The sequence below is a fragment of the Ruegeria sp. BF12 genome (assembly GCF_056538705.1).
The window spans coordinates 17,542-43,603 of the sequence record NZ_JBQFTP010000017.1; the positions used below are offsets into that span (position 1 = coordinate 17,542).

Sequence of the window (26,062 nt, forward strand, 5' to 3'; positions counted from 1 at the left end):
ACGAGTGTTTCGCGTTTTCGACCATCGACGCCCCATCGTGCGGGAAAATTTTGCGCAGTTTACATATTTCGCGCATCAATTTTTCAAGTTTTCAAAGCGATTAAACTTTAATCACTGTTTTGCTCCTGTTTTTCGGCGATTGCTGCGATTGCAATGCCGCAGCTGCACAAAGATACTTGCCATGCCCTGCGCAATTTAATACCTCATGAGGCAAGAAAATCGTAATTTCCTTTCTCGCACGAGGTCCAGATGAGCTTTCGCATTCAACCCGCCGCCCCCGCGCGCCCCAATCGCTGCCAATTGTTCGGACCCGGATCAAACACCAAGCTTTTCCCGAAAATGGCTGCTTCGACTGCGGATGTGATCAACCTTGATCTGGAAGACTCGGTCGCGCCTTCGGACAAGGATGTGGCGCGCGCGAACGTGATCGAAGCGCTGAATACCGTCGACTGGGGCAACAAGTACATGTCGGTCCGCATCAACGGGCTGGACACACCCTATTGGTACCGCGACGTGGTTGATCTACTGGAACAGGCTGGCGACCGTCTGGATCAGATCATGATCCCCAAAGTGGGATGCGCGGCGGATGTCTACGCCGTCGACGCGCTGGTCACGGCCATCGAACGCGCCAAGGGCCGCACCAAACCAGTCAGCTTTGAGGTCATCATCGAATCCGCTGCGGGTATCGCCCATGTCGAAAAAATCGCAGCCTCTTCCCCCCGTATGCAGGCGATGAGCCTCGGTGCGGCGGATTTCGCGGCCTCGATGGGTATGCAGACCACCGGGATCGGTGGAACGCAGGAAAACTATTACATGCTGCGCGAAGGCGAAAAACACTGGTCTGATCCGTGGCATTGGGCGCAGGCGGCCATCGTTGCCGCCTGTCGCACTCACGGTGTGCTGCCGGTGGACGGTCCGTTTGGCGACTTCTCGGATGACGAAGGCTATATCGCGCAGGCAAAACGCTCGGCCACACTGGGAATGGTCGGCAAATGGGCAATTCACCCCAAGCAGATCGCGCTGGCCAATCAGGTCTTTACCCCGTCAGAAGAAGCCGTGTCCGAAGCGCGCGAAATTCTGGCCGCGATGGAACAGGCCAAGGCCAACGGAGAGGGCGCGACAGTCTACAAAGGCCGCCTGGTCGATATTGCGTCGATCAAACAAGCTGAGGTCATCGTGGCACAGGCCGAGCTGATCGCAGCAAGCTAAACACAAAATAAAGGCGCCCACCGGGCGCCTTTATTCTTAGCGGCCAAACACGTCGTTGGGCGTCCAGGTGACCCGCTCGCCCTGCTTGCCCCATTTCATCATCAGGCAGGATGTTCCGTATTTCTGAAAATACTTGATGTTCAGCGGATACCACCCGGCCTGCGGAACCTCGACCTCAGTGCGCTGGTTGGCCTCGCATCCCTGACGCCCATTGACATATCCGATCTGCTGGCCTCCGACATAGGCGTCGATACCGTCATTGGACCAGGTTTCCAGCTCGTAAATTCCGGGCGAGTCAAAACGGATGTAGCCCGTGATCTCAGCAGCAACGTTATAGGCTTCGTTGAACGTCAGGACCGGGTCGCCCTCAGCAGTGTCGCGGTAGTCCAAACCGCGCAAAGGCTGGCCAGCCTGCGCCTTTTTCAGCAAGTGCTTAACCTTGGCAAGGTTTTGAATCTTGCGCGGCGGGTTTCCTTCCCACGCATATTTCACATTCAATCCCGCTTTGGGGCTGGGCTGCGGGTTAGCAGGTTGCAATTTCAGCGGCGCGGACATGGCCACGCCTGCGATCAACGCCATAGCCGTAGCCAGCGTCCCGATCCGAATGAGTTTCATAGTCTTCTCCCTGTGTGCGGCCCATTGAGGTTTCCCCTCACTTCAACCGGACCCTTGAGAAGACACTAGGCCCTGAAAATTCACCCTGCAAGGCAGTTAAGGTTCACAATCCCAACGTCAGGCGCGCGTATCCTTCGGCGAATCCATCACCACGTATGAGGTAATCGAGGTCACATGCGGCAGCGTGCCGAGTACTTCAGTGTGGAAGGTTTTGTATGACGGAAGGTCGGCACATTCCACACGCAGCAGATACTCGATCGTGCCCGTGATGTTGTGACACTCGACCACTTCGGGCGACAACTGCAGAGCACGCTCGAACCCCTCCTGCGCGGCCTTGGTATGTTCGCCGAGCCCAACACCGATATAGGCCACAAAACCGACGCCCAGCGCCGTCGGGTTCAAAACCGCACGATAGCCCGAGATAACGCCCGAACGCTCCAGTTCCTGAACGCGGCGCAGGCAGGCAGACGGCGACAACCCTACCCGATCCGCCAGATCCAGATTGCTGATGCGGCCATCATGCGAGAGCTCTCGCAATATTTGCCGATTTATATGGTCAATTTTCGTCATTAATTGCGACATTAGCGAAGAAGCGCACTAAAACGCAATTTCATTTGTTGAATTTAAGGCAATTATCCCGCTCATGACCTATGATATCCTTCTGGCCCTGATCACCTTTGCCTTTGTCTCCTCCATTACGCCGGGCCCAAACAACCTGATGCTGATGGCATCGGGGGCGAATTTCGGATTCCGCAAAAGCATCCCGCACATGCTGGGGATCGGGCTGGGGTTCACATTCATGGTGCTTTTGGTCGGTACAGGTTTGGTACAGCTGTTCGATATGTATCCGGTCAGCTATACGTTGCTGAAGGTCGCCTCGGTCGCGTATCTGTTACTTCTTGCGTGGAAAATCGCAAACGCTGCCCCGGCCAAGGGGGCAAGCGACACGGGCACTCCGATGACGTTCCTTCAAGCGGCCGCATTTCAGTGGGTCAATCCCAAGGCCTGGGCCATGGCCCTGACGGCAACCACAGCCTACACGCCGGATCAGACCTTGCAGGCCATCGTCGTTGTCGCCCTGGTGTTCGGAGCAGTCAACCTTCCCTCTGTCAGCACATGGACCGTCCTGGGACAACAGATGGCGCGCGTCCTGACGAACCCGCGCCGGTTGGTTGTGTTCAACTGGACAATGGCGGCGCTGCTGGTGGGCTCGCTTTACCCGGTCCTGTGGCCAAACTGAGTTACTTCAGCGGCAGGCAGATTTCCGTCAGCAAATCTTCGGGCGCCGTATCACGCGGGTTGTTCAGGTAGATTTCGTAGCACGGCTGATCCGCGGGTTCTTCACCCGACTGGGGCAACCAGTTGCCAAACAAGCTGTGGTAAGCGGCGCGAATGCCAGAGTACGGGCCCTTATAGGTCAGAACCGCGGTTCTCCCGCCCGGAATTTCCAGGCTTTCCATACCTTCGGGCGTTCCGTCGCCATGATATTCGGCACCGGCCAAGCTGCGCAATTGCTCCTCTGGCGTGTCGTCCGGGCTATCCAGATACACAGCAAGAACCGGGCCAACCTTGGGCCACAATTGCCGGGACTCACACAGAGCGCCAAAGGCCTCAAAACTTTTGCCGATTTGCGAATAATCACCCTTGTGCGGCAGAGCGATAACACGTCGGGCTGGTTCAGTGCGGGTTTCAACGGGGTGCATTGGATAATCTCCGGTTTTGAATCGTGGATTGGCCGGAAGGAACTGTCCGGCTTGACGAAAAGCGGCGGGGCTACTGCCGTAGGCCTCAGCAAAGGCCCGCGCAAATGATTTCAGGTTTGGATAGCCGACATCGGTCGCGATCTGCACCACAGGCTTATCGGTCATCACCAACCAGCTTGCGGCGCGATGAAGCCGAACCCGACGCACTGCCTGCGCGCAGGTCTCGCCAGTAATCGCCCGAAACACGCGGTGCCAGTGGAACCGGGACATCGCCGCGACATCCGCCAACGCGTCCAGCGACAGGTCTCCGGCGGGGTTGTCGTGAATATGGACCAACACGCGCAATACGCGGTCTTCATAGCTGGCTGCCATCTACATCCTCCCTTCGCTCTGCCCTCATGAAGATGCATATTTCCCAGCCACAAATCTTGCTGAATTTGCATCGGAATGCCCATGCAAAAATGTTACACTTGACGCGTTACGCACATAGACAAATCACTATTCAACACGTGAACTGAGGACTGTCATGATCACCCTGTCTTTCCCGCTCCGCCACATTATGATTGCTGCCTTCATTACTTTAATGCCTGCAATTGCGCAGGCCGATGACGTCCAATCCCAAACCATGATTGCCGAACGCGTCAGCCAGCACAGCCCGACCGCTGAAACCTACATCAAGGATCGGCCAATCCTTGGCTGGCAACTGACCAGCGATGATTTCGACGCAATTCCCCAAGCGATCCGCGACAACCTCGGTTCGGTCGATGGCACAAGCTACGATCAGGCGTATCTGGCCGAGAACACCGGTTCGATCATAGCTCTCCAGTTCCGCAAGGATGGCCCGGACTTCTACATCATTGGCAAGAACACGTTTGACGAGGCTTACGAGCTTGTTTCACTGGACGATGTCGCACTGAAAAATACGCGACTGATTGAGCGGCTGGATATGGCCCCTGCGGTCAAGGCGATGTTCGAGGATCAAACGCCCGGTATTGTCGGTGCGCTCAAGACAACACCGGTTGAAATGCTGCGCGTGTCCGATCTGGGATATGCGACAAACGAAGCTTTGACCATTCAGGCCCCCTGGGGCGAACAGACCAAACCTGAAGGGGCTGACGCCTTTCTAGTTTGGGACAGCGGCGAAAACCAATACTACATGGTCAACGCGGATGCGGACGGATTGCCGTCCAGTTATGTCCCGGCAAAGTGACCTATACCGGCGCAGCCGCCGAACGGGGCTGCTTTGCCTTGTGTTGCATTCCTCCGACAGCAAGTTCATATAGCGAAGAACTTCCGCGTTGAGAGGCGTCATGACCCAGTATCTGGATTTCGAAAAACCCCTGGCCGAGATCGAAGGCAAGGCCGAGGAATTGCGCGCGCTGGCTCGCGCTAACGAAGAAATGGACGTGGCCGAAGAAGCCGCCGCGCTGGACGCCAAGGCCGCCAAGCTGCTGGACGAACTGTATGGTGAGCTCACCCCGTGGAGAAAATGCCAAGTGGCGCGCCATCCCGAGAGGCCGCACTGCAAGGATTATGTCGAGGCTCTGTTCACCGAATTCACTCCGCTGGCGGGTGACCGGAACTTTGCCGACGATCTGGCGGTGATCGGCGGTCTGGCCCGGTTCAATGACCAGCCCGTTATGGTGATCGGGCACGAAAAAGGTTCCGACACCAAGTCGCGGATCGAACGGAATTTCGGCATGGCCCGACCCGAAGGCTATCGTAAGGCCGTACGCCTGATGGAAATGGCGGGCCGGTTTGGACTGCCAGTCATCACCCTGATTGATACAGCGGGCGCCTACCCCGGCAAGGGCGCCGAAGAACGTGGCCAATCTGAAGCCATCGCGCGATCGACCGAAATGTGCCTTAAGATCGGCGTGCCGCTGGTGTCCGTGATTATCGGCGAAGGTGGCTCGGGTGGTGCGGTCGCGTTTGCAACGGCAAACCGTGTCGCGATGCTGGAGCATTCGGTTTACTCGGTGATCTCGCCCGAGGGCTGCGCCTCGATCCTTTGGAAGGACTCGGAAAAGATGCGTGAGGCGGCCGAAGCCCTGCGTCTGACGGCACAGGACCTGCACAAGCTGGGTGTCTGCGATCACATTATCACCGAACCCAAGGGGGGTGCGCATCGGGATCGCGAAGCCACCGTCGAATCCGTGCGGAACGCCATCGATGCCATGCTCAAAGAGCTGGACGGCAAAGATGCAGCGGCCCTGATCAAGGACCGCCGTCAGAAATTCCTGGATATCGGCTCGAAAGGGCTGGCGGCCTAAACCGTCAGCCGCCAAGCTGGCGCAACAACGCCGCCGAAGGCTCTCCGGTCACAGCCTGCCCATTGGCGCGCTGATACGCACTGATGGCGGATTTCGTGTTGTTGCCGATGACACCGTCCGCGCCTTGTGTGTCGTGGCCTGCGGATGTCAGGCGTCGCTGAAGCTCCTTACGATCCTCAAGCGTCAAACCGGTCGCGTCCGGCCCGAATGACGCCTGGAATGGCGTGGCGCCCGCAATCCGGTCGGACAGATGTCCGACGCCAATCGCGTAACTGTCCGAGTTGTTGTAGCGCTTGATCACCTGAAAATTGCGGAACACCGCAATGCGAGGCCCGGGTGTCTGCGGCTGTAACACCGCGGTCGGGGTGCCGGACACGGTGCCAACTTCTCCGCCCCACGGCTGCCCGCGCACCCATCCGGCACGCGCCAGGTAGGAAGCTGTTGAGGCCAGCGAATCCGTCGGGTCTTCGGACCAAATGTCTCTCCGCCCGTCTCCGGTGAAATCGACCGCGTAGGCTAGATAGGACGTGGGAATAAACTGGGTGTGCCCCATGGCCCCGGCCCAACTGCCGGTCATATTCGAGGGTGTCGTATCGCCCTCCTGAATAATCTTCAGGGCAGCTACCAGTTGCTTTTCAAAAAACGCACCGCGGCGACCGTCATAGGCCAGTGTCGATACGGCCGACACCACCGGGACGTCCCCGCGGCGGGCTCCATAGCGGCTTTCCAGGCCCCAGACGGCCACGATGACCTCTTTGTCGACAGCATATTGCGCCTCGATCGCCGAAAGGGTGCCAGCATGGCGCACCATCATCTGTTTGCCCGTGTTGATCCGTTCATCTGACGCCGCAATCGCCAGATAGTCCTCTAACGAGCGTTTGAATTCGACCTGATTGCGGTCACGCTCGATCACGTCAGGCAAGTACCCTGCCCCCTGAAAGGCTCGACTCATGGTCGTCTGCGAAATTCCTTGCGAGGCTGCACGCGATTTGAAACCGGCGACCCAGGCGTCCCAGCCTGCATTGGGGACGGTCCGCATCCGCGTTGCAGGGGCACTGGTCGGAGTTCCTCCTGAACACGCGGCCAGAAAGGTCGATCCGAGTCCAAGCGAAAACAGGCGTCGATTGATCATGTTTGAAATCTGCTCTTGTTGTGATTTGGCTCAGAGTATCGCAGACGCGACGCTCAAGCCAGCGCGGCGACACCCCACAAAAGCAATCCGAGCCATTCGGCAACAAGCCGCTCAGCTGACCAGCATCCGAAGCCCCTGGGTCACATCCGAGCGCACCGCCAGACGCAGCCCGGGTTCGTCCCCTGCTTTCAACGCGGCAATGATCAGCTTGTGGTAATGCGGCGGCTCTGTCCGCCGCAACCGCCCGTAAAGCGCACGCATGGTTGGCCCCAATTGCAGCCAAACAGTCTCGACAATGGCCAGCATCGCGGGCGCCTGCGCGCGCAGATACAGTGTCCGATGAAATTCCAGGTTGGACCGGATATAGCCGACCGCATCCCGCTTGGTGACCATTTCAGCAACGTTCATGTTGATGCTTTGCAACCGGTCAATCAATGCCATGTGCGCGCGGGGCAAAGCGCGGCTGGCCAGTTCGACTTCCAACAGGGCGCGTAATGCCGCTAGTTCTTCAATACGGTCATTGGTCAGCTCGGGCGTGGAAACGCGGCCGGACGAAGACAGGAACAGTGCCCCTTCGGCCACCAACCGCCGAACAGCCTCACGCGCGGGCGTCATCGAGACGTCGAACTCCTTGCCGATCCCTCGCAGGGTCAACGCCTGCCCCGGTGCCATCTCACCGTGCATGATACGTGAACGCAGGGCTCGATAGACCTGATCATGGGCGGCGGGCTGAGAGTCGGTTGGACGGGCACTTAACATACCCCCATGTGATCACATACTACCCCGGGGTCAACTCGCGTCAGCACCAAATCTGTACTGGTGAAGCTGCGCCCCGTTGTCGCGCAGCCAGCGCCTCTGGTCTTTGCACGGGCCGAACAACCGCTCAACCTGCGCCCAAAACGCGGGCGAATGGTTCATCTCAGCCAGATGCGCGACCTCGTGAGCAGCGACATAGTGCAGAATGTCCGATGGGGCGAGGATCAGACGCCACGAAAACATCAACCCACCGGTCGAACTGCAAGACCCCCAGCGCGAACGCGTGTCGCGCAAGGTCAGGCTGGAATAGGGCCGGCCTAGCATCGCCGCGTAATCGTCGCAGGCCTCGGTCAGACGATCCCGTGCCAGTTCTTTGAGGAACCGGGCCAACCGCCGGGCTTCGGCTCTTTCGGGGACCGCAACCTCTGTATCCCGCAGCAGGACACGCCGACCTTCGGCGGGTACGATTCGCCTGTCCTTGCCCTCAACGGGGATCGTTTGGCCGAATTCCACAGCTGATGGACTTGGGCGGTCCTGAAGATGTTGGCGGATCCAGTCCTCTTTTACCTTGGCGAAATTCAACGCCTCAGACTCGGCCACGCCCTTTGGGTAGGTCAGCGTAACCCGCCCGTCCAATTGGGAAATCCGCAGACTGATGCGCCGCGCCCTGGCCGATTTGCGCAGCGTCAGCGGCACCGGCGGTTTTCCGGGCAATGCATGATCCCCCATATGCCTGTTTCTCCTGCTCAAAGGCTTTGACAGTGCCCGCTGCATGTGGCACGTGACCTGAATCATTATTACGACTCACCTGATATCAAGGGGATTTGACATGCCCAAGGAAGAATGGGGCGTAAAGCGCGTTTGCCCGACCACCGGAAAGCGCTTTTACGACCTGAACAAGGACCCGATCATCAGCCCCTACACTGGCGAGATCGTGGAGCTTGAAACCGGCAAAAGCCGGATGATCGCCGCAGACGCGGAAGATGCCGCATCGGCCAAAGCACGCGAGAACGCGTCGGATGACGATCTGGTTCTGGATGATGACGACAATGTCGACGTCGATCTGGACGATGATCTGCTGGACGATGATGACGACAGCGACGACAACGTCTCGTTGGACGATATCACCGACATGTCGTCGGAAGACGAAAACTAAAAGCGGTCCGGGGCGGCCCTGTCGCCGCCTCAAACCACCCTCAGATGCGGGTCAGAAACTTTTTGGCAAAATCCAATTTTGGACTTGCACTCATCGCCGCCGTCTCATAAACGTCCGTCCACCGCAGCAGCGGCACTTGGAAGGGGCCTTAGCTCAGTTGGGAGAGCGCTTGCATGGCATGCAAGAGGTCAGGGGTTCGACTCCCCTAGGCTCCACCAAAACCTAACAATACAACTAGATAGCAAGCATTAGAGCGGTGTGACACACAGGTGTGACACAAAATGAAGCTGCATGCGTATCTCTCGCTGTCCAGACATGGCATCTATTACTTTCGTTGGCCCCTACCCGACACGACACCAAAACCACACACTAGACCAAGCACCACACGTAGGACCCTTCGGGTGTCATTGCGTACAAGATGCCCAAAAGAGGCTGGCACTCTGGCACGGCGTCTTGCAGTGTGCGGCGACACAATAACAAAGCACATAGAACAATCGGGCATGAACTACGGCGTACTACGCACAAAGGTGTATGGGCATTTCAAAAGTGTACTGGAAAGGGCAAAGGCTCGCAGGGACGAACTCGGCCCATACACAGGGGATGAAAAGGAGCGCATGCTTGATACCCTCCAATACTATGAGATGGATAACGAAGACTACTGGGACTTGATGGGCATAGAATACGCCACTAGGGAATACCAAAATTTCTGCGATGCAACTGACGTAGCCCAAGCCCAGCCTGTCGAGACAAAGTGGGCTATCCTTGATGAAATCCGAAAAGCACAAGCAAGTTTGCACAAGGCTCTGCTTGAATACGACAAGACATTTGAGAACTACGATTTCAGCACGAAGCCCAGCGCGGCTGTGAGCACCCCAGAAAGCGCCCAAGCCAATCCCAGCAGTGCCTCAGTCACAGTTTCAAAGAAGCCGTCTGAGGCGCGTTCTGGCCCGCTGCTGTCCGTCCTGTTTGCCGAGAAAAAAGCTGAGGTGGAACAGATAGACGGGTGGTCAGCCAAGTTGTTGAACGACTATCAGGCTTGGATAAGCCTATTCATCGAATTGCAAGGCGACCGTCCAATTCTCGACTACAAAAAGGCTGACGCGCGCGACTTTAAGAAAGTGCTGCTTGAGCTTCCTACCAACCGGAACAAACTGCCGCAAACGATTGGCTTATCTCCTAGAGACGCCATACAAGCTGCCAAAGACCACGGGTTGCCAAGACTATCAATAAGTACGGTCAACAAAGCCTTGGGAAGATTGCAGGGCATATGGAAGTGGGCAGATAAACAGTTGGACTTACAGGTAGCCGACATCTTTGGGCCAATGAAGGTAGATGACAATAACAATGCCAGAAACCAACATGATCCGTTTAGCAAAGAGCAACTGCGAACCATCTTCAACAGCCCTCTGTACACCGGGTGCAAATCGGGGCGGTTCCGCACAGTGCCGGGAAATACAGACCTCAGCGATACCAGTTGGTATTGGCTTCCTTTACTGGGCCTATGGACCGGCGCAAGACTGAACGAACTGTGCCAGTTGCGCGTTGACGATATCGACCAAGAAGAAGGTGTGCCCTTCATCCGGGTGCACGAAGGCAATGAGGATCAGCGCGTCAAATTCGGCAAAAGCAGACTTGTGCCCATACACCCCGAGCTAATCCGGCTTGGCTTCCTCCGCTTCGTAGAAGCTCAGCGACAAGCAGGCCACGAGCGGGTATTCCCTGAACTAAAGCTGGGAGCGACAGGCTACTACTCAGATCAGGCCAGCAAAGACTTTAGCCGCTACATCGACAGAATTGGTGCAAAGACGAGCAAGACCTCGTTCCACTCTTTCCGCCATAACTTCAAAGATGCTTGCCGTCACGCTGGCGTTCAGCCCGATATCAATGACATCCTACTGGGTCATGCGCTGCCCGGTATGGCAGGGCGCTATGGTGACGGCAATGTGCCCCTGCCAGTGCTTTATGAGGCGGTGTGCAATGTGACCCACAAGGGCTTGTCGCTCTGCCACATCATTGGCCACCAACAGGATGAGAGCGGCCTTCCTGTGGTAAACTGTCGATCCCTGCCGTAATCGGCAAAGCGTGGCAGCTTGCCCTGCTTTGCCGGGGCACAATTTCCCTCTCATCGCTTCGTATTTGGCTTGGCTATCCGATAGCTATTGGGTAATCGAAACAAGAACTTATTAGGAAGGCACCATATGATTTCTGAAGCGGCAAGTAGAGTTGTCATGGCTATTCGGGATGTAGTTGGCGAGAAAATGCTTGGCATAGATCTCGAAACCCTCATACAGCACGATTTCACTAAAGATCTCGACCCATATGACTTTCTCTCTGGCATCCAGGAGGCAGAACGGTTTGGGCTTGTCCGAGTTTCGAGAATGATAGGCAGATCCAGGCCGTCGGTCCCTGACAAACCTGAAGATCTTCGAGCAATTGCGGCAGTCTCAATTCTTGAGCCTGGGCACCAACACTGCGACGGCATTCTGAAATAATCGCAGACAAAAAAGAAGGAAACAAAAGTGCAGTGGTTTGATAAGATCGAACGAAGCAACAGTCATATATTGAAGCATGACACGTCTTATGAGCGTGCGCTTTCAATTCTCCAGCAACGGCAAATTCATGGGGCTAGGGGCTGCGATGAAACCCATGAGGGCTGTGCCCATTTCTACTATGATGGCTGGCGCAACAATAACTGGCTCCCGATCGATGGTGAACATGGGTTAATCACGCTTCGGTTCGAAGTAAGTGTGCCGGCACGGCGGCGCGGTGAAGGTACTGAGTTGCCTGAACCCGGCTGGCTTGAGATATACACGATACAAAACTACCCTTGGCAATGCTGTCTTCATACTGAAACTGGACCGTTGCGGTTCGTAGGATCTGATCCAGGGCCGGACGAGATATTTGAGAAACCCCCTACCCTTTTGCAGAAATACCTTGGCTCTCAAAAAGATATCCATCGACTTGAGTATGAATTGGTAAAAGAGCTTAGGGACGCGTATCACGAACAGCGTGAAATAATGCCGGTTGTCGTGTAGTCCACGATATGGCGATGGTGAATTAACTCTCCCGACCAGGCAAACTCTCTAGTTGGGAGACCAATCAGAAAGGGATTAGGGGAAGATCCTAACGTCGCCACCAATGAGCGCACAGACTAACTCGGATAGGTTTCTGAGTTTTGCGTGAAAGGACGCTGTCAATCCAATTCGGTGAGTTTTACGCTTAAAGAAGGCTGGGCTTTGTATCGCAGAGCTGCTTACCGATATGGGAATAATGAGATTTTTCGGCACATTTTTTCGAAGGGGCATCTAATCGTACGACCAAACAAAATCCCCCCATAGGGTGGCGCACGTCCTGTCTGAACACGACGTGCCGCACATGTAGCGTTTTGCTGCTAAGGAGCTTTAACTGCCGCGCATCTTTTCTCGGACCGCAGCTTGTGCCCCGGCGTGCACATCCGAGCTGGCAAGGAAGTCTCCAACGGTGTAGCATTTTGACCCGGTGTTGGCGTTGAGACTGGGACTTACATGGCTCCATTCATGTACAACGCTAGAGAAGTCTTCTTCATCAGCTTGCAGATAATACCAGTCCTCATAGTTGTCCATTGGACCTTTTACCTGCTTAAAAACCTCTACTTTCTTCATGGCTCCTCCGTTCGCTTCGGGAACCTTACTACCGTAAGAGTTGAGAAAGTGTCGATAGCAAGCAGTGTATTAGGAGGGTACGGTCTCTTCTTCACGTACCGCATGTATTACTTCTAGCTGGACATCCATTGCAGATACGCCTTTCAACACCTCTCCGTTACTCGGAAGCTGCATTTGCGAGAATTTCTTAATGACTTTCTGCTCGACTATGAGAGCCTTTTCGGCGCTCTCGAATTGATGTGTAAAAGCGAGTTTCCAGGTTAACCCTGTGATCTCTGGAATGATCTTATGATTGTATTCGCTTAGGCGAGAACTAGGGTCGCTAGACATCCCAACCTTGACTGCTTTCTTGTTACTAAGCTCCAGGACATAAACTAGGTATGCATCCGCTTTCTCAACCACAGCGGAGTATTCACCGGGTATTGGCACCGGGCCAGGACGGTAGCCTCCTTTGGTGCTGGTTGCCTCTGTTTCAGACACTTTATTGCGACTAGACCGCTCTTGCGAAGCAGGCTTTTCCCAAAGTCTTTGGTACTCAAGCTCAAGGGCATCCGTGTCGATCTCTTCACTAGAAACGTCATAGAATTCACTCCAGACTTGGCTATCTACCTCTCCGGCTCCAGACAGCCCTGCCCGCTGGTCTCTGGGGTCTAAATGGCGGAAGTTAAGTACTTTGTTGTAAACCCCTCCGATAGCCCTACCGATGAGAGCGGAGGTTTCAGCGATTGGAGAACCGGGCAGTCGCGAAAGCTTGCCTCCATACGTTTTTTGGTACGTGTGAAGTGCGGCTAAGCTTTCCGCCCTGGTCCAAGCTACGCCGGTGTGCACCCAAAGAGCATTGATCCTTTCTAAATGCTCAGGTTGGACAAAGTAGTTCGAACTATTTGCCATCTTGAGAATAGTTAGATCACTTAAGACCGGGTCCTGCACCAGCCATTCGCGTTGTATGACTTCCTTTTTGTTGGCAACTTCGTCGATCTGCAGCTTTGTCCTCATTCCGGGTTCTTTGGCTTCACCTGGATTTATCCAAAATTGGCTCCCCTCGCTGTCATCAACTCGCATAGATGGCGTATCGAGAAGGCGACCTTTTGCGACAATACCGGATACCGCCCCACCCTTCCCCTTTGAGCGCCACAGATAAACGGTGTCTCCTGGCATCATCCGCGACGCGCCTTGCCGCGCTGTGAATAGAATTGTTCTGATCGATGAAGCCAACAGGCTGTCTACGTCATAGTGATCGGGGTTGGTCTGAAATATCCAGGTGTTCATAGCAGCACTGTCTAGTAGAAGGTTTGCAATCACAACCTATAATTGAGCGTCGTTCGGTTTTGGTTTTTCCCATTAGGCCCTGCCCCAGCGACACAACTGGCACACAGGCAAGGTGTGTCTCACAGATGTTGACTTTGCATTTTGAGACAGTATGTATCTCAATATCTAAGACTTTGAGAGACGGATAAGATCATGCTTGTTGGCTATGCCAGGACTTCCACTTTAGATCAGACGGCTGGACTTGATGCTCAACTACGGGAACTGGAACGAGCTGGGTGCGAGAAGGTATTTACTGAACAGGTATCCTCAGTGGATGTCAGAGCGCGTGAGAAGCTCACAGAGGCGCTGAATTTCATCCGTGAGGGCGATCACTTGGTAGTCACCAAACTGGACCGTCTTGCACGCTCTATGGCCCACCTAATGGAAATCCGCAGTCAACTTGAGGGCGTTGGGGCGCATCTAACAGTTTTGGGATTGAACCTCGACACCTCAACTGCTCAAGGCAAGCTGATGTTAAATCTATTGGGAAGCGTTGCCGAGTTTGAGCGGGAGATTATGCTGGAACGTCAGCGGGAAGGAATTGCTAAGGCAAAGGCTGCAGGTAAGTACAAGGGTCGCAAACCTACGGCAAAGGCAAAGTCGGTTGATGTGATTGCTCTTGCGAGTGAAGGGATCGGCGCTACGGAAATCTCGCGTAGGCTGGGTATAGGTCGGGCGTCCGTGTATCGGATACTTAGTGCTCGACAATAGCTTTTCTTCGAGATGTATAAAGGCTCTTGTTTGGTGCGCATTGCTCAAAACAATCTATCTTCTTTGCACTTAGGGTGCACCAGATTTGTCATAATCTAACAACCTTTTGGCGCCTGCTAACAAGCGGTCGCACTTCAAAAAACCCAAGTAACAAAATGTCCATTCAAATTCTGAGCCTGGTGCACAGCAGTGCAGCGTTAGATCAACTTCAACAAAGGAATGGTTTGAATTGTTATGCTAAAATTCCTGTTGAAATCCGCTTTTTGGGCACTTGAAGCAAGTTACAATACACCTGAAAGAAAAGGCGCCAGAGGTGAACGTCGGGTGCATTCAGCACTCACATCAGTATTGAACGAAAAAGACTATCAGGTCTTGTCCGATTTAACGCTTCCCGTAGCCGGTGGCACTACTCAGATCGACCATCTCCTGATCTCTCGCTATGGCATCTTTGTTATTGAGACAAAGAACATGTCCGGTTGGATTTTTGGCAGTTCCGACCAACGTAGTTGGACCCAAGTGCTAAAAGGCGGCAAGCGCCGCAGTTTTCAAAATCCGCTTCGGCAGAACTATGCCCACGTGAAGGCCGTCCAAGTCATCTTGGGTATTGAGGAAAGTCTTTTACACAACTTTGTGGTGTTTACGGGCTCGGCCCGACCAAAAACGGCGATGCCAGAAAGCGTCGCTTGGGGACTGCAAGACCTCGGAAGGCTAATTGCAGTCGAGAAGAAGATTGCACTCTCGGACGTACAAGTGACCGCGTACGTAGCGAAACTACGCAACATAGCCTTGGAAAACGGCAGGGAGACGAAGAAAGAACACCTGAAAAACCTGGAGAGGATGGCTGCTTCCAAAGTAAAAAGCTCGACAGACAGGCCTAGTGGGCGAATAGGCCGAACATCTTGCCCGAGATGCGGCGCTAATATGGTCAAACGCACTAACAGGAAATCGGGTAGTGCTTTCTTTGGGTGCGTGGAATTTCCCAAGTGCCGGGGAACACGAAAGGCTACTTAGAAGGTTGGAGAAAATGCTGTCCGTTTTTCGGTTCAGCTTAAGCCCTCCCTCAATTGAGCAAATAACCGGCCAGACAGATTACAAAAAGCGTGATCTGTCTGCCCCGCTGGATTATCACCAGATGAGTATCAATACCTCTTAGTTGTAGTATATACATAATATATATAATTGCTATTATACTGGTTGCTCTTCTAGACTAAACAAACAAACCACTACATAGTGATTGAGCCAATAGAAATATAATAATAAACAAATACTTAACATCATACTATTGCCGTTAGTATGTCCAAAAAATTACCTATCGCAATATCGCCTAAATCTATTAACTGATGCACAGTGCAAAGTACTTCGATGGTAGGTCCTTTGTTAGCACTAGTGACTACAACTATAGTGAATTCGGTTTGAACATTCGGACAATCTATCCATTTTCAAAGTCATTCGGTTTGCTTGCCTACAGGCGCCACTAACCATGGTTAAGAACTACAGTATCAACTTTGCCTGGTCTCAAACTACACACCAACAGAGAACAGTCTGTTTTGAATGCTGGGCCTCTTATGCAGATGGCGCATCACCCAAAGCATACAGTAGAAGAATTGCTAACAACGGTGACCCAACGATGGAGATGAGCACCCAGATCAGACCAGACCGGTTTCGGTTCTGCGCCATATTCATAGGCACGATGATCCAGAGCCAAACAACAAAAGCCAGTGCAAGGGCGCTTGCCACAATAGCAACAATTGTCTCCACTATTACTGCTCCTCCTTATCTGGTGAACTCCATTGCCCACACTCAGGTGCAGACAGCTCCACTGGTTCTGCAGAGACCACTAACTTAGGGTCCACCCGACACATTCGCATTTGACCAGTTTCCGTATTGGTTTGAACCAATAAGATACCGGACAACATGAGGGTTTGGTATTTACCCTCATCCGCACTTGCTAGTGATGTGGTAGCAAGCATCAACCCAAAGGCACTCGCAGTCCGTTTCATGCGCATTGTTCCATACCAATACATCTGTCAATGAGTACCGTGCCGAATGTAAACAGGACAGTAAAGAAGTCCTGCGATTAGGTCATAGTCAATTGGGTGCTGAGGATTGCGCACTTAAAAGTGTGACACTAAGGTGAGACATACCATAAACCAACACACTACAATAGTGTTTACTATCAGTGCATTAGGCGTTCGGCGGCGTTTCCCCTAGGCTCCACCAAATCTTACCTGATCCGCCAACCATAGTTCTTCCTTTTCGGCAGCAGAACTTTCCTTTGTGGCCGAAACGGAACTAAGTTCGCTGTGCAGTGAACTAAAGAGAACCCCATGCCACCATTGCTGCACCTGCGGAACTCTATCGTTGCATTCATAGCTCTGCGCACCGCGAGTTGGCATTTGTCAGATTCCTCATCTAAATTTGCCACGAATGGCATTGAGGTTCGCGGGTGTGAGCAACATCTTCCCTTATCGCCGCAAGATAACCCGTTGCCTTTCGGTAGCGGGTTTTATCTTTTTCGCAGAGGTCAGAAAGCCAAAGGAGAATGTTGAACCGTAGGGCTTACCTAAAGTCTACTCGTACACTGCCGCCGCTTGAAGCAACTTATACAAGTCGGCCCAAGTGATGTATTCCTCGCAAGGCTGATCGAAGAGGCTATTGCGCCCCTCGAAAGCTAGCAGCCATGCCTGCATTGCCTCCACAAAAGACTTGGTATTCAAGTTTTCTTCAGGAAACTCAGGATCACGCAACAAAATATTCAGTGCATTACAGAAGTCTCTTGCGGTTTTGATTTCGACAGCACGGTTATTTTCTTCTGACTTCAATTTCCTGCCCTTCATTAATTATCAAAATTTAAACCTAGAATCTTTCTAATCAGGAGGGTTTGGCTCGTTTGGCTGGGATCCTCACACCGGCCTCAAATTGCTTTCCTACCCATCCCGACGACACAGTTTTTTACCCAGAGCACATCGTCAATTACAAACTGTATTCGATCAAACAACTCGGGGACTTCAATCTGAAACGCTTTCAACAAATTCACGCCTTCTTCAATTCTGTAAGTTGTTTTGTGTATGTCGTAGAAAGTATTAAACAAAACCATTAAATTAGCTTTGTTTTCAACTTTCGCAGCTTTAAATTGATCGAACAAGATGTCAGCAGCAGCACTGGGTTCAACGTAATAGATGGCTGACAAAACCAGGCCGGAGACTTCCTCATCGGTCAGACCTTTCTCCAGTAAGGCCGATTTAATTTCGTTTAGTGATCGTTTGGTAGGTGTTTCGTACTTCATTTTATTGGCTTACCATTTGGCTTGAACAAACTGGCTTTGATCAGAGCATTTTTTGAGCTTTGAGGTAGATCTGACCAACTTCTTTCACAGAAACTGGAAGTTTCCCCCACCGCCTATAGGTTTCGCTCTTCAAAGTGTTCTGACATAGTTTTTAGATACATCATGCATTCGTTGTAATCTGGTGAAAAGTCAGCTGTCTTCCTTACCTCGCCGTATTTGCTTACAACGATGGCACATTTACGCATATTAGCGTGCTCAGGAATCTCAATGTCCGAGTGACGAAAGAACATCCACGCGCGACCGTAGCCGATACATTGAGTCCCAAGTATTTCTTGCTGGTTCGTGATAAATTCACACCATTCATTTTCTCCAGCGTGTATTGCTAGAGTTCGGATTTCCGAAAAAGTTAGTTCGCGTCGTTCAATCAACGATAACCTGGTATAACTGTTAAGTTTGGCTGTAGATCAACAATGCTACCGAGCTGCGGGTCAATGTAATGTACCGTGCCTCCTCTATTGACGCCAACGATAACACGCTCAAAATTGAGAACAGAAGCACAACGATCAAGCCAATGATATGACGCAGAAAACCCATATGTGTGCTAAGCAGTTAGCGGTCACAAAAGCCATCCTCGCCACCTTCATCGGCAAATCATACGCTGTCAATATCAACCACGCACACCAAGAAATCCAAGATTTGGTCGAATGCATCACAATTGAACTGAAGCTGATGAACGTGGCACAGGAGTTGGAGCGGTGAGTGGTGACTGCCTCTGCCATCTCATAGTCATTTCAAATTCGGATGGGCTTCTTTCAGCTTTTTCAGGTGATTTTTGAAGATTTGATCCGCTTTGGATGATCGCAACCATTCCTGCCGTATTCCCTCAGCATCCGTAGCATCAACGGCTTTCCCAACGGCTTTACGGTCAAGTGCGCCAAGCCATTTTGAATGAGCCGTTCGGAAAAGCTCATATCCCAACTCAGTTAAGTCACTTTTGCGCAACTCAAATGTTTCTGAAATGCTCTCCGGCCCATCTACAAGCCTCCGCGTCAAAAGTGCGTTTTCTTGCAAGAACTTTGTGGGAACATACAGATAGTAGATGACTTGATCGAAAGTGTAGAGCGGTTTCGTGATGCGCTCTTTGGTTTCTTTATCAACGCGAATGAGCTCTTTGCGAGACAGATAACGCTTTGCCGAAATCAAGGTAAGGTCTCGTTCAGCCATTTTATTCCAACCTTATTACTTCTGAAGTGTTTTCCACTTCAACTAACTCGCCTGTTCTTGGGTTTTGAACATATACGCCGCCCGCATCACGAATATTTTCCTCTTTGGCAATTTGCGCACCCTTGTCCGCTGTCGGACTAGTCACTTCCGCAGCATATCCACACTGTCCATTGACGACAACGCAATCCAAGCGCCGCCCTTCACCTGTCACCGGATCACGTACAACATCTCCATTCGCGTCGCGTAGAAAGCGCTCTGTCAAAACGTTTTCTTCACCATGGATATCGGCCATTTCCTGTCGATACTGCTCTTGTCGACGGGTTCCATCTGCACGATTTTGATCCAACTGCTGGCGCCTTTGAACGTAATCCTCTGGTGAGCGTGGGGTTTCACCTGCATCCAACTTTCGCTGAACATAAGCGTCGTAGTCCGCTTGAGAATAAGGACTACCACTTGGCATCGTTCTATTTGTAGCTGAAGATATCTGGTCGGGTGTAGCAGGAGCAACCTCCAGTTTCCCGTCTCCCTTGCGTACAACCGCAATAACCTCGTCACCCTTTTTTAGCAGAACCGCGCCTACGTCGCCTACTCCTGGAACCAGGCCAACAAAGGCTCCTCCACACGTTGATGCAGAAGGGGACGAGATGCATTCGTATGCCCCCTTTACGTCCCCGATAACAGGAATGAAGTCGACAAGTGCTTTGGCTGTTTCAGCTGAAACGTCGGCTGTTGTCTCGATGAGGTCCATTGCAACCTGATCACCAAGGGCACCGCAAGCCGCGGAAGCTCCTCCGGCGGCTAGGCATTCCTGTTCCGCCTTGTCGCTCAGAACAACGATAGCCATGCCCCATCCCTCGAAATTGTTTTGGAAATCGAGTTGGGCTGCATTGCTGGTCGCGTATACATTTTCGGCTTCGCCACCGGAGAAAAGCACACCAATAATAGCTGCTGAAACTTCGATGCGCTTGTCTAGGTCATCATCTGCCGTCAACGGGTTTTGCCCATCAGTGAGCAGGTCGGTTACAATTGTGCCCACGGCACCAGATGCGCAGTCAGCACCATTTGCTTCGGCAGCAACGCAGTTGATAAGCGCTTTTGCCACAGTTTTCTCAACCGAGAAGCCAACATGACCGTACTTCGTGGAAACCTCTTCAATTGCAGATCCCGCGACACCATTGGCGACATAGCTAACAACAGTATTCAGCACACCATCGCCAAAGTCTGTCCCGTATGCTGCCGAGTTGATCCCGGACGTGATGACACCATCCAGTCCTGTTTCAAGCAAACCTTCGACCGATATCTGTCCACTTCCAAAATTTGGAATAAGGCTACCGTTCGCACCTTCTCCCAGATTTATTCCAAGATCACTAATATCGATTGCGGTTGTTAGCCCTGCCGACAATGCCTGGATTGATGCGGTTTCAAGAATTTCTCCGAGATCGAACTCACCTGACACAACGCCGTCAACAGAGCCAAGCAGGACAGAATTCCCAAATGCGTTTAACGAACCGACCGCGAACGTCCCCTCTGCGAAACCCAAGGATGTGCCAAGGCCCGGAACGTAGGCACTTACAACTATCGCAACGAGCGCCTTGAACGCGGGCGAGAGCTGAGTTTTCTCTTCGTAGAAATACTCATCCGCCAGTTCCTGGCTGATCAGCTCCAGACCGTCGATGGCTAGAAGTTCCTCAGGATAGAGATCCTGCGGGTTGGGCGCATCAACACCTGCGGTTTGATACACCACCAACTCAGCATCACCGCCGATGTCGTAACTCATCCCTTGCCCGGCAAGCAATTCGGTCAACACGGCCGTTTCCGTAAAGATGGTCTCGGTGATCGTGGTCATGGTGACCAGACCCATGTCGGTCTCGAAGAACTCGGAACGGTGGCTGTCGATGGCGGCCTGAACCGAGAAATTACCACCGGTTGTGATGTTCAGGTTCTGACCAGCTGAAAGCGTTGCGCCGACCAAAGTGGTGTCTGAGCCGGACACGATGCTGAGATCGAGCGCTGCCAACGCATCTGTGCCGGTGTTGATGTGATCGACTGTGTGCAGCTGGCTGGATTTGCTCAGCAGCCCACCGAGGTAACTCTTCTCTTTGGTATGCGTCTCTTCAAACACATCGGTGTAGGTTCCGACAAGGATGTTGCCTTCAGTCGCAGTGAGGTTGATATCACCTGATGCGCTGGCGAACTCTGTCCCTGCAGTGGTCAGGTCACCTGTCTCGGCGATAACCTCGATGTCACCACCTGCTGTGATCCCGACTCCGCGGTTGGTGACGGCAAGCGTAGATCGCGTCTCCTTCTTCTTCGACAGGAACCCTCTGCTGGTTTTGCGGGTTTCCGATTTAGCTATGTCCTGCGCCGCAGCCAGAACTACATCGCCAGCCGCTGCCAGATGTGCCTTTCCACCCGCATCAATCTGTGTACCGACCAGTACTGCGTCTCCGCCCGCATTGGCGCTAAAGTCCCCACCTGTAGACAGTTGTGTAACCTGGGCGGTCAGGGTCAGGCGATCCGTGCCATTCTTCGCATCGCCCTCACTGTATTGCACGCCGGATTGCTCGGCGAGCAGGTAAAGGCTGCCACCCGCAGTCAGCCGCGTGTCCCCTGTGACCTGGGCCTGAACACCGGCCAGTGTCATGTCAGCAGAGGAGATGATCGACAGGTCACCACCCACGTCAAAGCGCGAGGCAAGATTCTCGGTGATCTTAGTGACGCTTGTGTTGGTGTAATATTCTTCTGTTTGCGCCAGTCCTTCGATGGTGACGTTTCCGGCGGCAAATATCGATGTGTCAGAGCTTGATCTGATCACCAGCGCTTTGCCGGAGAAATCTCCGCCTGTGAGGATATTAATCAGGTCTCCACCAAGTTCGGTGTCTTCAAAATCAATGTTGCCGAACGACGTCAGGGACAGAGAGCCGCCTTCTGCAATCAGCGACCCACCTGAACCCGTGATGCTGCCGGCCGTAATCTTCAGATCACCACTTTCGGATGCATTGGCTTTATCCAGCGATGCCAACACTCCGCTTTCGGACAAGCCAAACCGGTCGCCGAACCCGACAAACTCTGAGCCAGGTGTTTGGACTGCGTTTTCACCGTCAAAGCTTACGCCGTCGCTTTGATATCCATTCCATTCGGTGGGCCGGTTGATGTTTTGGAACAGCTCATTCTGAATCTGTAAACGGTCCAGGAAATAGTCAGAGGAGAGCAATTCCTCATAGGAAACCGGTGTTGTTCCAAAACTGGTGCGACCCTCACCAATCAAGGCATCCAGATTTGCCAGTGTCTGAAGCTCAGGTTGCACCGGGTCGAGAGACGGCAAGTTCACCACATTCGGTTGAACCGGTGCCAGCGCCGGCAGGTCCAGAACATCCGGCTGAACTGGTGTCAGGGATGAAGCCGGGACGATCAGATCGGGTAGAGGCGCCTTGCTTACGTTGGAGTTTTCTCTAGGAGAAATGACACTTGTGGTTCCGGATCGGATATCGCCATTCGCAACCGCTGTCGCGCTGCTGATATTGACGGCTCCACCCGCCAGAATCGTACCTGTTACTGCGTTTGCGCCATCCGCCTCTGCCCGATCCACCGGAGAATAAACAACAGTCTCCGTCCTGCGTGTCAGGCACCCGCAGCCATTGTCTCCGCCTAAGTTCTCCTCGACCGTTTCCTGGCGTGTGTACGTGGCTGTATGAGTAACCTTGTCGTCCTCATATGCCCTGTTCTCAAAGCGGTTACTTTCAATTTCCACCCCAGCTTCCGCGGAGATCAGCCCTGCATCGTTGATGACCGTGTTCGCTTGGATGACAATACCAGCACCAGAAAGGAGTTCCGGCTCGGGGCCGGATGTTGTGACTGTGCTGCCGGAGCTCCACGTCACGCCGCCGGTGTTTGATCTGACTCCGTTGAAATCGAAGATCGTCGCACAACTTCCCCCTAACACTGCACCAGAGTTGTTCTGGCGGCTTTGACTACAGCTGGATAGTTTCAGGTCAGCCGGATCAATGAAAAGATTTTCGGTAAGTGTCTTGTTGTCCGGAGTGCCTGCGAAAACTTCAACACCGGGCTGTGAAGGCTCAATCAGCAATCCATCGTAACGGTTGACGAAGGTTTCGGCCTCGATGCCCAGACCACCATCTGCTTCAATACGCCCGGACTGGTTCAGCACCGTTCCATCACGGGCTACTAGTTGCATTGTCTCGCCGGACTTAAGCAAACCACCGCGGTTGTTCAGATCAGACCCACTGCGCAGTTGAAGATTACCGCTCGCTTTGATCGTACCCCGGTTCTCCAGGTCACCATCGAGATCGAGCAGAAGGTCTCCATCGAACTCAACCCTTTCTGACGCGGCGACAGTAAGCCCACCGGTTTCCAACGTGACCGCAAGACCATCGCCCGCGCGCAACTGATCAAAATGCGAGTCTCTCAGACCTCCATTCAGCGACCCGGATTGCAGCTCCAGTACCGACTGCCCCACCGCCAGCGCCTCCGCACCAAGGCTGGTCTGTCCGGAGATTGTGATATTGGTGTTGCGGGCGTTTATCTGCCCTTGAAGATCAAGGTCTCCAGCTGTCACGGAAAGATTGGCCCTTTGGCCTGCAATCATGGTGCCATCAATGACCGCCCGATCCGTTGCTGTTACCTGCACATCTGCAATGGCTGCAATTTGCGAGCTATCCCCGGTTTGCACACGATCACCGGACAGGGTGACTGACCGCCCACGAGATCTGCCCGAGTGCTCCAGTGTGCCATCACGAGCTTCGATGGAAACACTGTCCTGTGCTTCGGCTTGCCCCCCGATCTGAGCCGTGGTCCCGGAGAAAGTAATGGATCCGGCCACAAGCTCGGATGTGTCTCCGGTTGTGAGTGAGGCTCCGGCCTTGAGTTCGGCTCGGTTCTGAACCGCAGCACGTCCGTTTAGAGCGACTTGGGTCTGAGCGTCTACATCGAGCGAATCCGCCACCAGTTCGGCACCATCTTCGATGGTTACCGACGCGCCGGTCGATGTGATTGCAAGCTCTGCCCCCGATGCGAGTTCGCCATCGAGGAGGATCTGATCTCTTGCCGTCACCGTGAGGCCATCCACCGCAGCAATCTGCGATGTATCGCCAGTCTCAACAGTGTCGCCAATTATCGAGACATTCTGCCCACGAGACACGCCGCTATGCTCAACCGCGCCAACCGTTGCCTCAATCGTCAGCCCATCAACGGCCCGAAGTTCACCAGATAGCTGCGCAGTTTCCCCCGTGAGCGCCACGCTGTCGGCCAGCAGCTCTGAATCCGCCCCTGTGGCCAGCTCGGTTCCCGCCGACACAGAAGCTGCCTCAAGAGCGGCGGCCTTGCCATCAAAATCAATACGAGTCTGTGCCTCAATATTCAGGGACTCGCCCAGAATCTCGGCATTTGCTTCAACGGCTATCCCGGCTGCTGTGGATTTGAGCGTCAGCCCCTTCCCGGCGACGAGCTCTCCGCTGATCTTAGCTTGATCTGCAGCGGTCACGCTCAAATCACCTACTGCGGCGATCTGTGATCCATCGCTCGTTTGAACGTCTTCACCTGTTATTGTGACAGCTTGCCCGCGAGAAGTGCCCCTGTGGTCGACGCTCCCGTCTGTCGCTTCAATGGTCAGGTTTTCAAGTGCCTGCACCTGGCCTTCAATCCGAGCGTCACCCCCGGTAAGAGCCGCAGATTCCGCGACCAGTTCTGAGCTGGCACCTGTTCTAAGCTCGGTTCCGGCCGTCAGCGAAGCTGTTTCAAGGGCAGCTGCCTTTCCGTCGAATGTCAGCTGTGTCAGCGCATTCACATCAATGGACTGTGCGAAGATTTCCGACGTGCCGTTCAGCGCTACGGAAGCACCGGTTGATGCTGCCTCAAACGCCTCGCGCGCAACAATCGCGCCGGAGATGTTCAGCATACCGGCGCTTTCCAGACGGATTGCACCGCCCGCTGCCTGACCGTTGAAGGTCAGGTCTCCGTTGCTGGTTCTGATGTCGATCAGAGCGCCGCTCTCGGAAGTGATCGCGCCTTCAAGAAGGATTGGTCCCTGGTTGCGGACCTGAATGCGACCGCCCGCACGAATTTGCGGTGTGTGACCACCAGCAGGAGCACCCAGCGTCAGCTGCCCGTCAGCCCGCAGCGCGATATTGGTCGAGGAGGCCATGTCCCCGTTCAGACGCACACCCACGCCGTTCTCGGTGGCAATCAAACGGATCGCATTGGCATACATGCCACCAAGAGCGGCGACATCCACAGCCAACACCGGGGCCGCACCTTCTCCGGCCTGCTCGGTGATCCCTGTTACGGCGCCGGTCTCAGGATCGTAGGACCAATTATAGTCCACCTGATTGGCACCGGCGACGACATTGAGCTGATCCGCACGCATCTTGCCGTAAATCGCGGCCGCTCGTGCAATCACATCGACACGGCTGGTGTCGGTCAGACCTATCCGGTTTTCCGGGTTCAGACCTCCGGCCCCGATTGTAACCGTGCCTCGGCGTACATCGAACCCAGTCAGTGCTCCATTGCTGCCGAAATGCGGCTTTCCGGTCGTCAGGGTCGCACGTCCTGTGTTGATGAAACCACAGCCGTTGCAGGTGATGCCAAACTCGTTGGCGACCACCACATCCATGCGCTTTCCGGCCACTTCGAGAATGCCGCCCAGCTGGGTCTGATTGCCGCCGACAACCTCACCGATCCACAGATTGGCCTCTTGTCCCGGCGTCAGATTCCCGTTGCCTTCGATCACGCCGCCCAGTTGCGTATTGGTAATCGTGGCCGAGTTGTTCAGGATAAGGTCATTAGCCTGAAAGTTGGTGTAGACATCGTGGCTGACGCCCGCACCATTCGGAGTCGAGATGTTGATTACGGAGGTGCCGTTCAGAGACTGGTCGACATGTGGACGCGGACCTGTATTTGGGTTCACAGGTTGGATGTTCTGCGCATGTAGCAGGGCGGGTTGTATCGTCAGCGCCAGCGTCAGAATTGAAGAAACGACTTTCTCAAAAACACTTCTACGCATGGACAACACTTCCCAAATTACTTTGAACGG

At 53.7% G+C, this 26,062-nt stretch carries 24 protein-coding genes and 1 tRNA gene; 12 read left to right on the plus strand and 13 right to left on the minus strand.

The features are described 5' to 3' along the window. Positions 1–249 precede the first annotated feature (249 nt). Complete coding sequence (locus ACR0J0_RS20430) at positions 250–1,209, plus strand: L-malyl-CoA/beta-methylmalyl-CoA lyase (protein WP_480665834.1); 960 nt, start codon at positions 250–252, stop codon at positions 1,207–1,209. Positions 1,210–1,245: 36 nt separating this feature from the next. Here ACR0J0_RS20430 and ACR0J0_RS20435 read toward each other — a convergent pair whose 3' ends face one another. Further along, positions 1,246–1,824: a PA14 domain-containing protein gene (locus ACR0J0_RS20435; RefSeq protein WP_480665835.1), complete on the minus strand. Its 579-nt coding sequence runs from the start codon at positions 1,822–1,824 to the stop codon at positions 1,246–1,248. A 117-nt stretch (positions 1,825–1,941) separates the two neighbouring features. Continuing rightward, positions 1,942–2,394, minus strand: a complete 453-nt coding sequence (locus ACR0J0_RS20440) for an Lrp/AsnC family transcriptional regulator (protein WP_480665836.1) — start codon at positions 2,392–2,394, stop codon at positions 1,942–1,944. Between the two features lie 73 nt (positions 2,395–2,467). Between ACR0J0_RS20440 and ACR0J0_RS20445 the strand changes: the two genes are divergently transcribed. Further along, on the plus strand, positions 2,468–3,064 hold the full coding sequence (locus ACR0J0_RS20445; protein WP_480665837.1) for a LysE family translocator: 597 nt from the start codon (positions 2,468–2,470) through the stop codon (positions 3,062–3,064). Between the two features lies 1 nt (position 3,065). On the opposite strand, the gene ACR0J0_RS20450 is transcribed toward ACR0J0_RS20445, so the two are convergent. Continuing rightward, complete coding sequence (locus tag ACR0J0_RS20450; RefSeq protein ID WP_480665838.1) at positions 3,066–3,899, minus strand: AraC family transcriptional regulator; 834 nt, start codon at positions 3,897–3,899, stop codon at positions 3,066–3,068. A 154-nt stretch (positions 3,900–4,053) separates the two neighbouring features. Here ACR0J0_RS20450 and ACR0J0_RS20455 point away from each other — a divergent pair, with 154 nt between their 5' ends. Both ACR0J0_RS20455 and ACR0J0_RS20460 read left to right on the plus strand, forming a co-directional pair. Further along, positions 4,054–4,737: a hypothetical protein gene (locus tag ACR0J0_RS20455; protein ID WP_480665839.1), complete on the plus strand. Its 684-nt coding sequence runs from the start codon at positions 4,054–4,056 to the stop codon at positions 4,735–4,737. Between the two features lie 100 nt (positions 4,738–4,837). Beyond that, the gene (locus ACR0J0_RS20460) at positions 4,838–5,800 is read left to right on the plus strand and encodes an acetyl-CoA carboxylase carboxyltransferase subunit alpha (protein ID WP_480665840.1); all 963 of its coding nucleotides are present in this window, start codon (positions 4,838–4,840) and stop codon (positions 5,798–5,800) included. A gap of 4 nt (positions 5,801–5,804) precedes the next feature. On the opposite strand, the gene ACR0J0_RS20465 is transcribed toward ACR0J0_RS20460, so the two are convergent. The 3 genes from ACR0J0_RS20465 to ACR0J0_RS20475 form a co-directional block, all read right to left on the minus strand. Next, the gene (locus ACR0J0_RS20465; RefSeq protein WP_480665841.1) at positions 5,805–6,932 is read right to left on the minus strand and encodes a lytic murein transglycosylase; all 1,128 of its coding nucleotides are present in this window, start codon (positions 6,930–6,932) and stop codon (positions 5,805–5,807) included. 111 nt (positions 6,933–7,043) lie between these two features. Beyond that, a complete protein-coding gene (locus ACR0J0_RS20470) occupies positions 7,044–7,691 on the minus strand; it encodes a GntR family transcriptional regulator (protein ID WP_480665842.1) in 648 nt (215 codons plus the stop codon). A gap of 30 nt (positions 7,692–7,721) precedes the next feature. Then, on the minus strand, positions 7,722–8,417 hold the full coding sequence (locus ACR0J0_RS20475; RefSeq protein ID WP_480665843.1) for a M48 family metallopeptidase: 696 nt from the start codon (positions 8,415–8,417) through the stop codon (positions 7,722–7,724). Between the two features lie 100 nt (positions 8,418–8,517). Between ACR0J0_RS20475 and ACR0J0_RS20480 the strand changes: the two genes are divergently transcribed. From ACR0J0_RS20480 to ACR0J0_RS20500, 5 genes are all read left to right on the plus strand, one after another. Beyond that, positions 8,518–8,844: a TIGR02300 family protein gene (locus ACR0J0_RS20480; protein WP_480665844.1), complete on the plus strand. Its 327-nt coding sequence runs from the start codon at positions 8,518–8,520 to the stop codon at positions 8,842–8,844. Between the two features lie 142 nt (positions 8,845–8,986). After that, positions 8,987–9,062 (plus strand) — tRNA-Ala (locus ACR0J0_RS20485). A gap of 396 nt (positions 9,063–9,458) precedes the next feature. After that, on the plus strand, positions 9,459–10,916 hold the full coding sequence (locus tag ACR0J0_RS20490; protein ID WP_480665845.1) for a site-specific integrase: 1,458 nt from the start codon (positions 9,459–9,461) through the stop codon (positions 10,914–10,916). A 126-nt stretch (positions 10,917–11,042) separates the two neighbouring features. Continuing rightward, complete coding sequence (locus ACR0J0_RS20495) at positions 11,043–11,336, plus strand: hypothetical protein (protein ID WP_480665846.1); 294 nt, start codon at positions 11,043–11,045, stop codon at positions 11,334–11,336. Between the two features lie 27 nt (positions 11,337–11,363). After that, positions 11,364–11,879: a hypothetical protein gene (locus ACR0J0_RS20500; protein WP_480665847.1), complete on the plus strand. Its 516-nt coding sequence runs from the start codon at positions 11,364–11,366 to the stop codon at positions 11,877–11,879. 366 nt (positions 11,880–12,245) lie between these two features. On the opposite strand, the gene ACR0J0_RS20505 is transcribed toward ACR0J0_RS20500, so the two are convergent. Both ACR0J0_RS20505 and ACR0J0_RS20510 read right to left on the minus strand, forming a co-directional pair. Next, positions 12,246–12,485 (minus strand): hypothetical protein, encoded by a 240-nt coding sequence (locus tag ACR0J0_RS20505; protein ID WP_480665848.1) that lies wholly within the window; start codon positions 12,483–12,485, stop codon positions 12,246–12,248. A gap of 69 nt (positions 12,486–12,554) precedes the next feature. Next, on the minus strand, positions 12,555–13,754 hold the full coding sequence (locus ACR0J0_RS20510; protein ID WP_480665849.1) for an EVE domain-containing protein: 1,200 nt from the start codon (positions 13,752–13,754) through the stop codon (positions 12,555–12,557). Positions 13,755–13,946: 192 nt separating this feature from the next. Between ACR0J0_RS20510 and ACR0J0_RS20515 the strand changes: the two genes are divergently transcribed. Then, complete coding sequence (locus ACR0J0_RS20515) at positions 13,947–14,504, plus strand: recombinase family protein (RefSeq protein ID WP_480665850.1); 558 nt, start codon at positions 13,947–13,949, stop codon at positions 14,502–14,504. Positions 14,505–14,738: 234 nt separating this feature from the next. Beyond that, complete coding sequence (locus tag ACR0J0_RS20520; RefSeq protein WP_480665851.1) at positions 14,739–15,515, plus strand: nuclease-related domain-containing protein; 777 nt, start codon at positions 14,739–14,741, stop codon at positions 15,513–15,515. Between the two features lie 552 nt (positions 15,516–16,067). Here the strand turns inward: ACR0J0_RS20520 and ACR0J0_RS20525 are convergent. The 3 genes from ACR0J0_RS20525 to ACR0J0_RS20535 form a co-directional block, all read right to left on the minus strand. Further along, positions 16,068–16,262 (minus strand): hypothetical protein, encoded by a 195-nt coding sequence (locus tag ACR0J0_RS20525; RefSeq protein ID WP_480665852.1) that lies wholly within the window; start codon positions 16,260–16,262, stop codon positions 16,068–16,070. Positions 16,263–17,074: 812 nt separating this feature from the next. Continuing rightward, positions 17,075–17,326, minus strand: coding sequence for a DUF7660 family protein (locus ACR0J0_RS20530; protein ID WP_480665853.1), 252 nt, complete (start codon positions 17,324–17,326; stop codon positions 17,075–17,077). 92 nt (positions 17,327–17,418) lie between these two features. Next, complete coding sequence (locus tag ACR0J0_RS20535) at positions 17,419–17,790, minus strand: hypothetical protein (RefSeq protein ID WP_480665854.1); 372 nt, start codon at positions 17,788–17,790, stop codon at positions 17,419–17,421. A gap of 576 nt (positions 17,791–18,366) precedes the next feature. Between ACR0J0_RS20535 and ACR0J0_RS20540 the strand changes: the two genes are divergently transcribed. After that, complete coding sequence (locus ACR0J0_RS20540; protein ID WP_480665855.1) at positions 18,367–18,549, plus strand: hypothetical protein; 183 nt, start codon at positions 18,367–18,369, stop codon at positions 18,547–18,549. Positions 18,550–18,576: 27 nt separating this feature from the next. Here the strand turns inward: ACR0J0_RS20540 and ACR0J0_RS20545 are convergent, their stop codons facing one another. Together ACR0J0_RS20545 and ACR0J0_RS20550 are read right to left on the minus strand one after the other, a co-directional pair. Then, positions 18,577–19,014 carry a hypothetical protein gene (locus ACR0J0_RS20545; protein WP_480665856.1) on the minus strand — a complete coding sequence of 146 codons (438 nt, stop codon included), beginning with the start codon at positions 19,012–19,014 and terminating at the stop codon, positions 18,577–18,579. A gap of 1 nt (position 19,015) precedes the next feature. After that, complete coding sequence (locus tag ACR0J0_RS20550; protein WP_480665857.1) at positions 19,016–26,032, minus strand: two-partner secretion domain-containing protein; 7,017 nt, start codon at positions 26,030–26,032, stop codon at positions 19,016–19,018. Positions 26,033–26,062: the final 30 nt, after the last annotated feature.

Coding starts and splice junctions, on each gene's coding strand:
- ACR0J0_RS20505 (WP_480665848.1), bottom strand. CDS start 12,485: ATGAAGAAAGTAGAGGTTTTTAAGCAGGTAAAAGGTCCAATGGACAAC.
- ACR0J0_RS20465 (WP_480665841.1), bottom strand. CDS start 6,932: ATGATCAATCGACGCCTGTTTTCGCTTGGACTCGGATCGACCTTTCTG.
- ACR0J0_RS20455 (WP_480665839.1), top strand. CDS start 4,054: ATGATCACCCTGTCTTTCCCGCTCCGCCACATTATGATTGCTGCCTTC.
- ACR0J0_RS20515 (WP_480665850.1), top strand. CDS start 13,947: ATGCTTGTTGGCTATGCCAGGACTTCCACTTTAGATCAGACGGCTGGA.
- ACR0J0_RS20495 (WP_480665846.1), top strand. CDS start 11,043: ATGATTTCTGAAGCGGCAAGTAGAGTTGTCATGGCTATTCGGGATGTA.
- ACR0J0_RS20490 (WP_480665845.1), top strand. CDS start 9,459: ATGCTTGATACCCTCCAATACTATGAGATGGATAACGAAGACTACTGG.
- ACR0J0_RS20445 (WP_480665837.1), top strand. CDS start 2,468: ATGACCTATGATATCCTTCTGGCCCTGATCACCTTTGCCTTTGTCTCC.
- ACR0J0_RS20475 (WP_480665843.1), bottom strand. CDS start 8,417: ATGGGGGATCATGCATTGCCCGGAAAACCGCCGGTGCCGCTGACGCTG.
- ACR0J0_RS20510 (WP_480665849.1), bottom strand. CDS start 13,754: ATGAACACCTGGATATTTCAGACCAACCCCGATCACTATGACGTAGAC.
- ACR0J0_RS20460 (WP_480665840.1), top strand. CDS start 4,838: ATGACCCAGTATCTGGATTTCGAAAAACCCCTGGCCGAGATCGAAGGC.
- ACR0J0_RS20470 (WP_480665842.1), bottom strand. CDS start 7,691: ATGTTAAGTGCCCGTCCAACCGACTCTCAGCCCGCCGCCCATGATCAG.
- ACR0J0_RS20520 (WP_480665851.1), top strand. CDS start 14,739: ATGCTAAAATTCCTGTTGAAATCCGCTTTTTGGGCACTTGAAGCAAGT.
- ACR0J0_RS20480 (WP_480665844.1), top strand. CDS start 8,518: ATGCCCAAGGAAGAATGGGGCGTAAAGCGCGTTTGCCCGACCACCGGA.
- ACR0J0_RS20430 (WP_480665834.1), top strand. CDS start 250: ATGAGCTTTCGCATTCAACCCGCCGCCCCCGCGCGCCCCAATCGCTGC.
- ACR0J0_RS20435 (WP_480665835.1), bottom strand. CDS start 1,824: ATGAAACTCATTCGGATCGGGACGCTGGCTACGGCTATGGCGTTGATC.
- ACR0J0_RS20450 (WP_480665838.1), bottom strand. CDS start 3,899: ATGGCAGCCAGCTATGAAGACCGCGTATTGCGCGTGTTGGTCCATATT.
- ACR0J0_RS20550 (WP_480665857.1), bottom strand. CDS start 26,032: ATGCGTAGAAGTGTTTTTGAGAAAGTCGTTTCTTCAATTCTGACGCTG.
- ACR0J0_RS20545 (WP_480665856.1), bottom strand. CDS start 19,014: ATGGCTGAACGAGACCTTACCTTGATTTCGGCAAAGCGTTATCTGTCT.
- ACR0J0_RS20540 (WP_480665855.1), top strand. CDS start 18,367: ATGACGCAGAAAACCCATATGTGTGCTAAGCAGTTAGCGGTCACAAAA.
- ACR0J0_RS20440 (WP_480665836.1), bottom strand. CDS start 2,394: ATGACGAAAATTGACCATATAAATCGGCAAATATTGCGAGAGCTCTCG.
- ACR0J0_RS20535 (WP_480665854.1), bottom strand. CDS start 17,790: ATGAAGTACGAAACACCTACCAAACGATCACTAAACGAAATTAAATCG.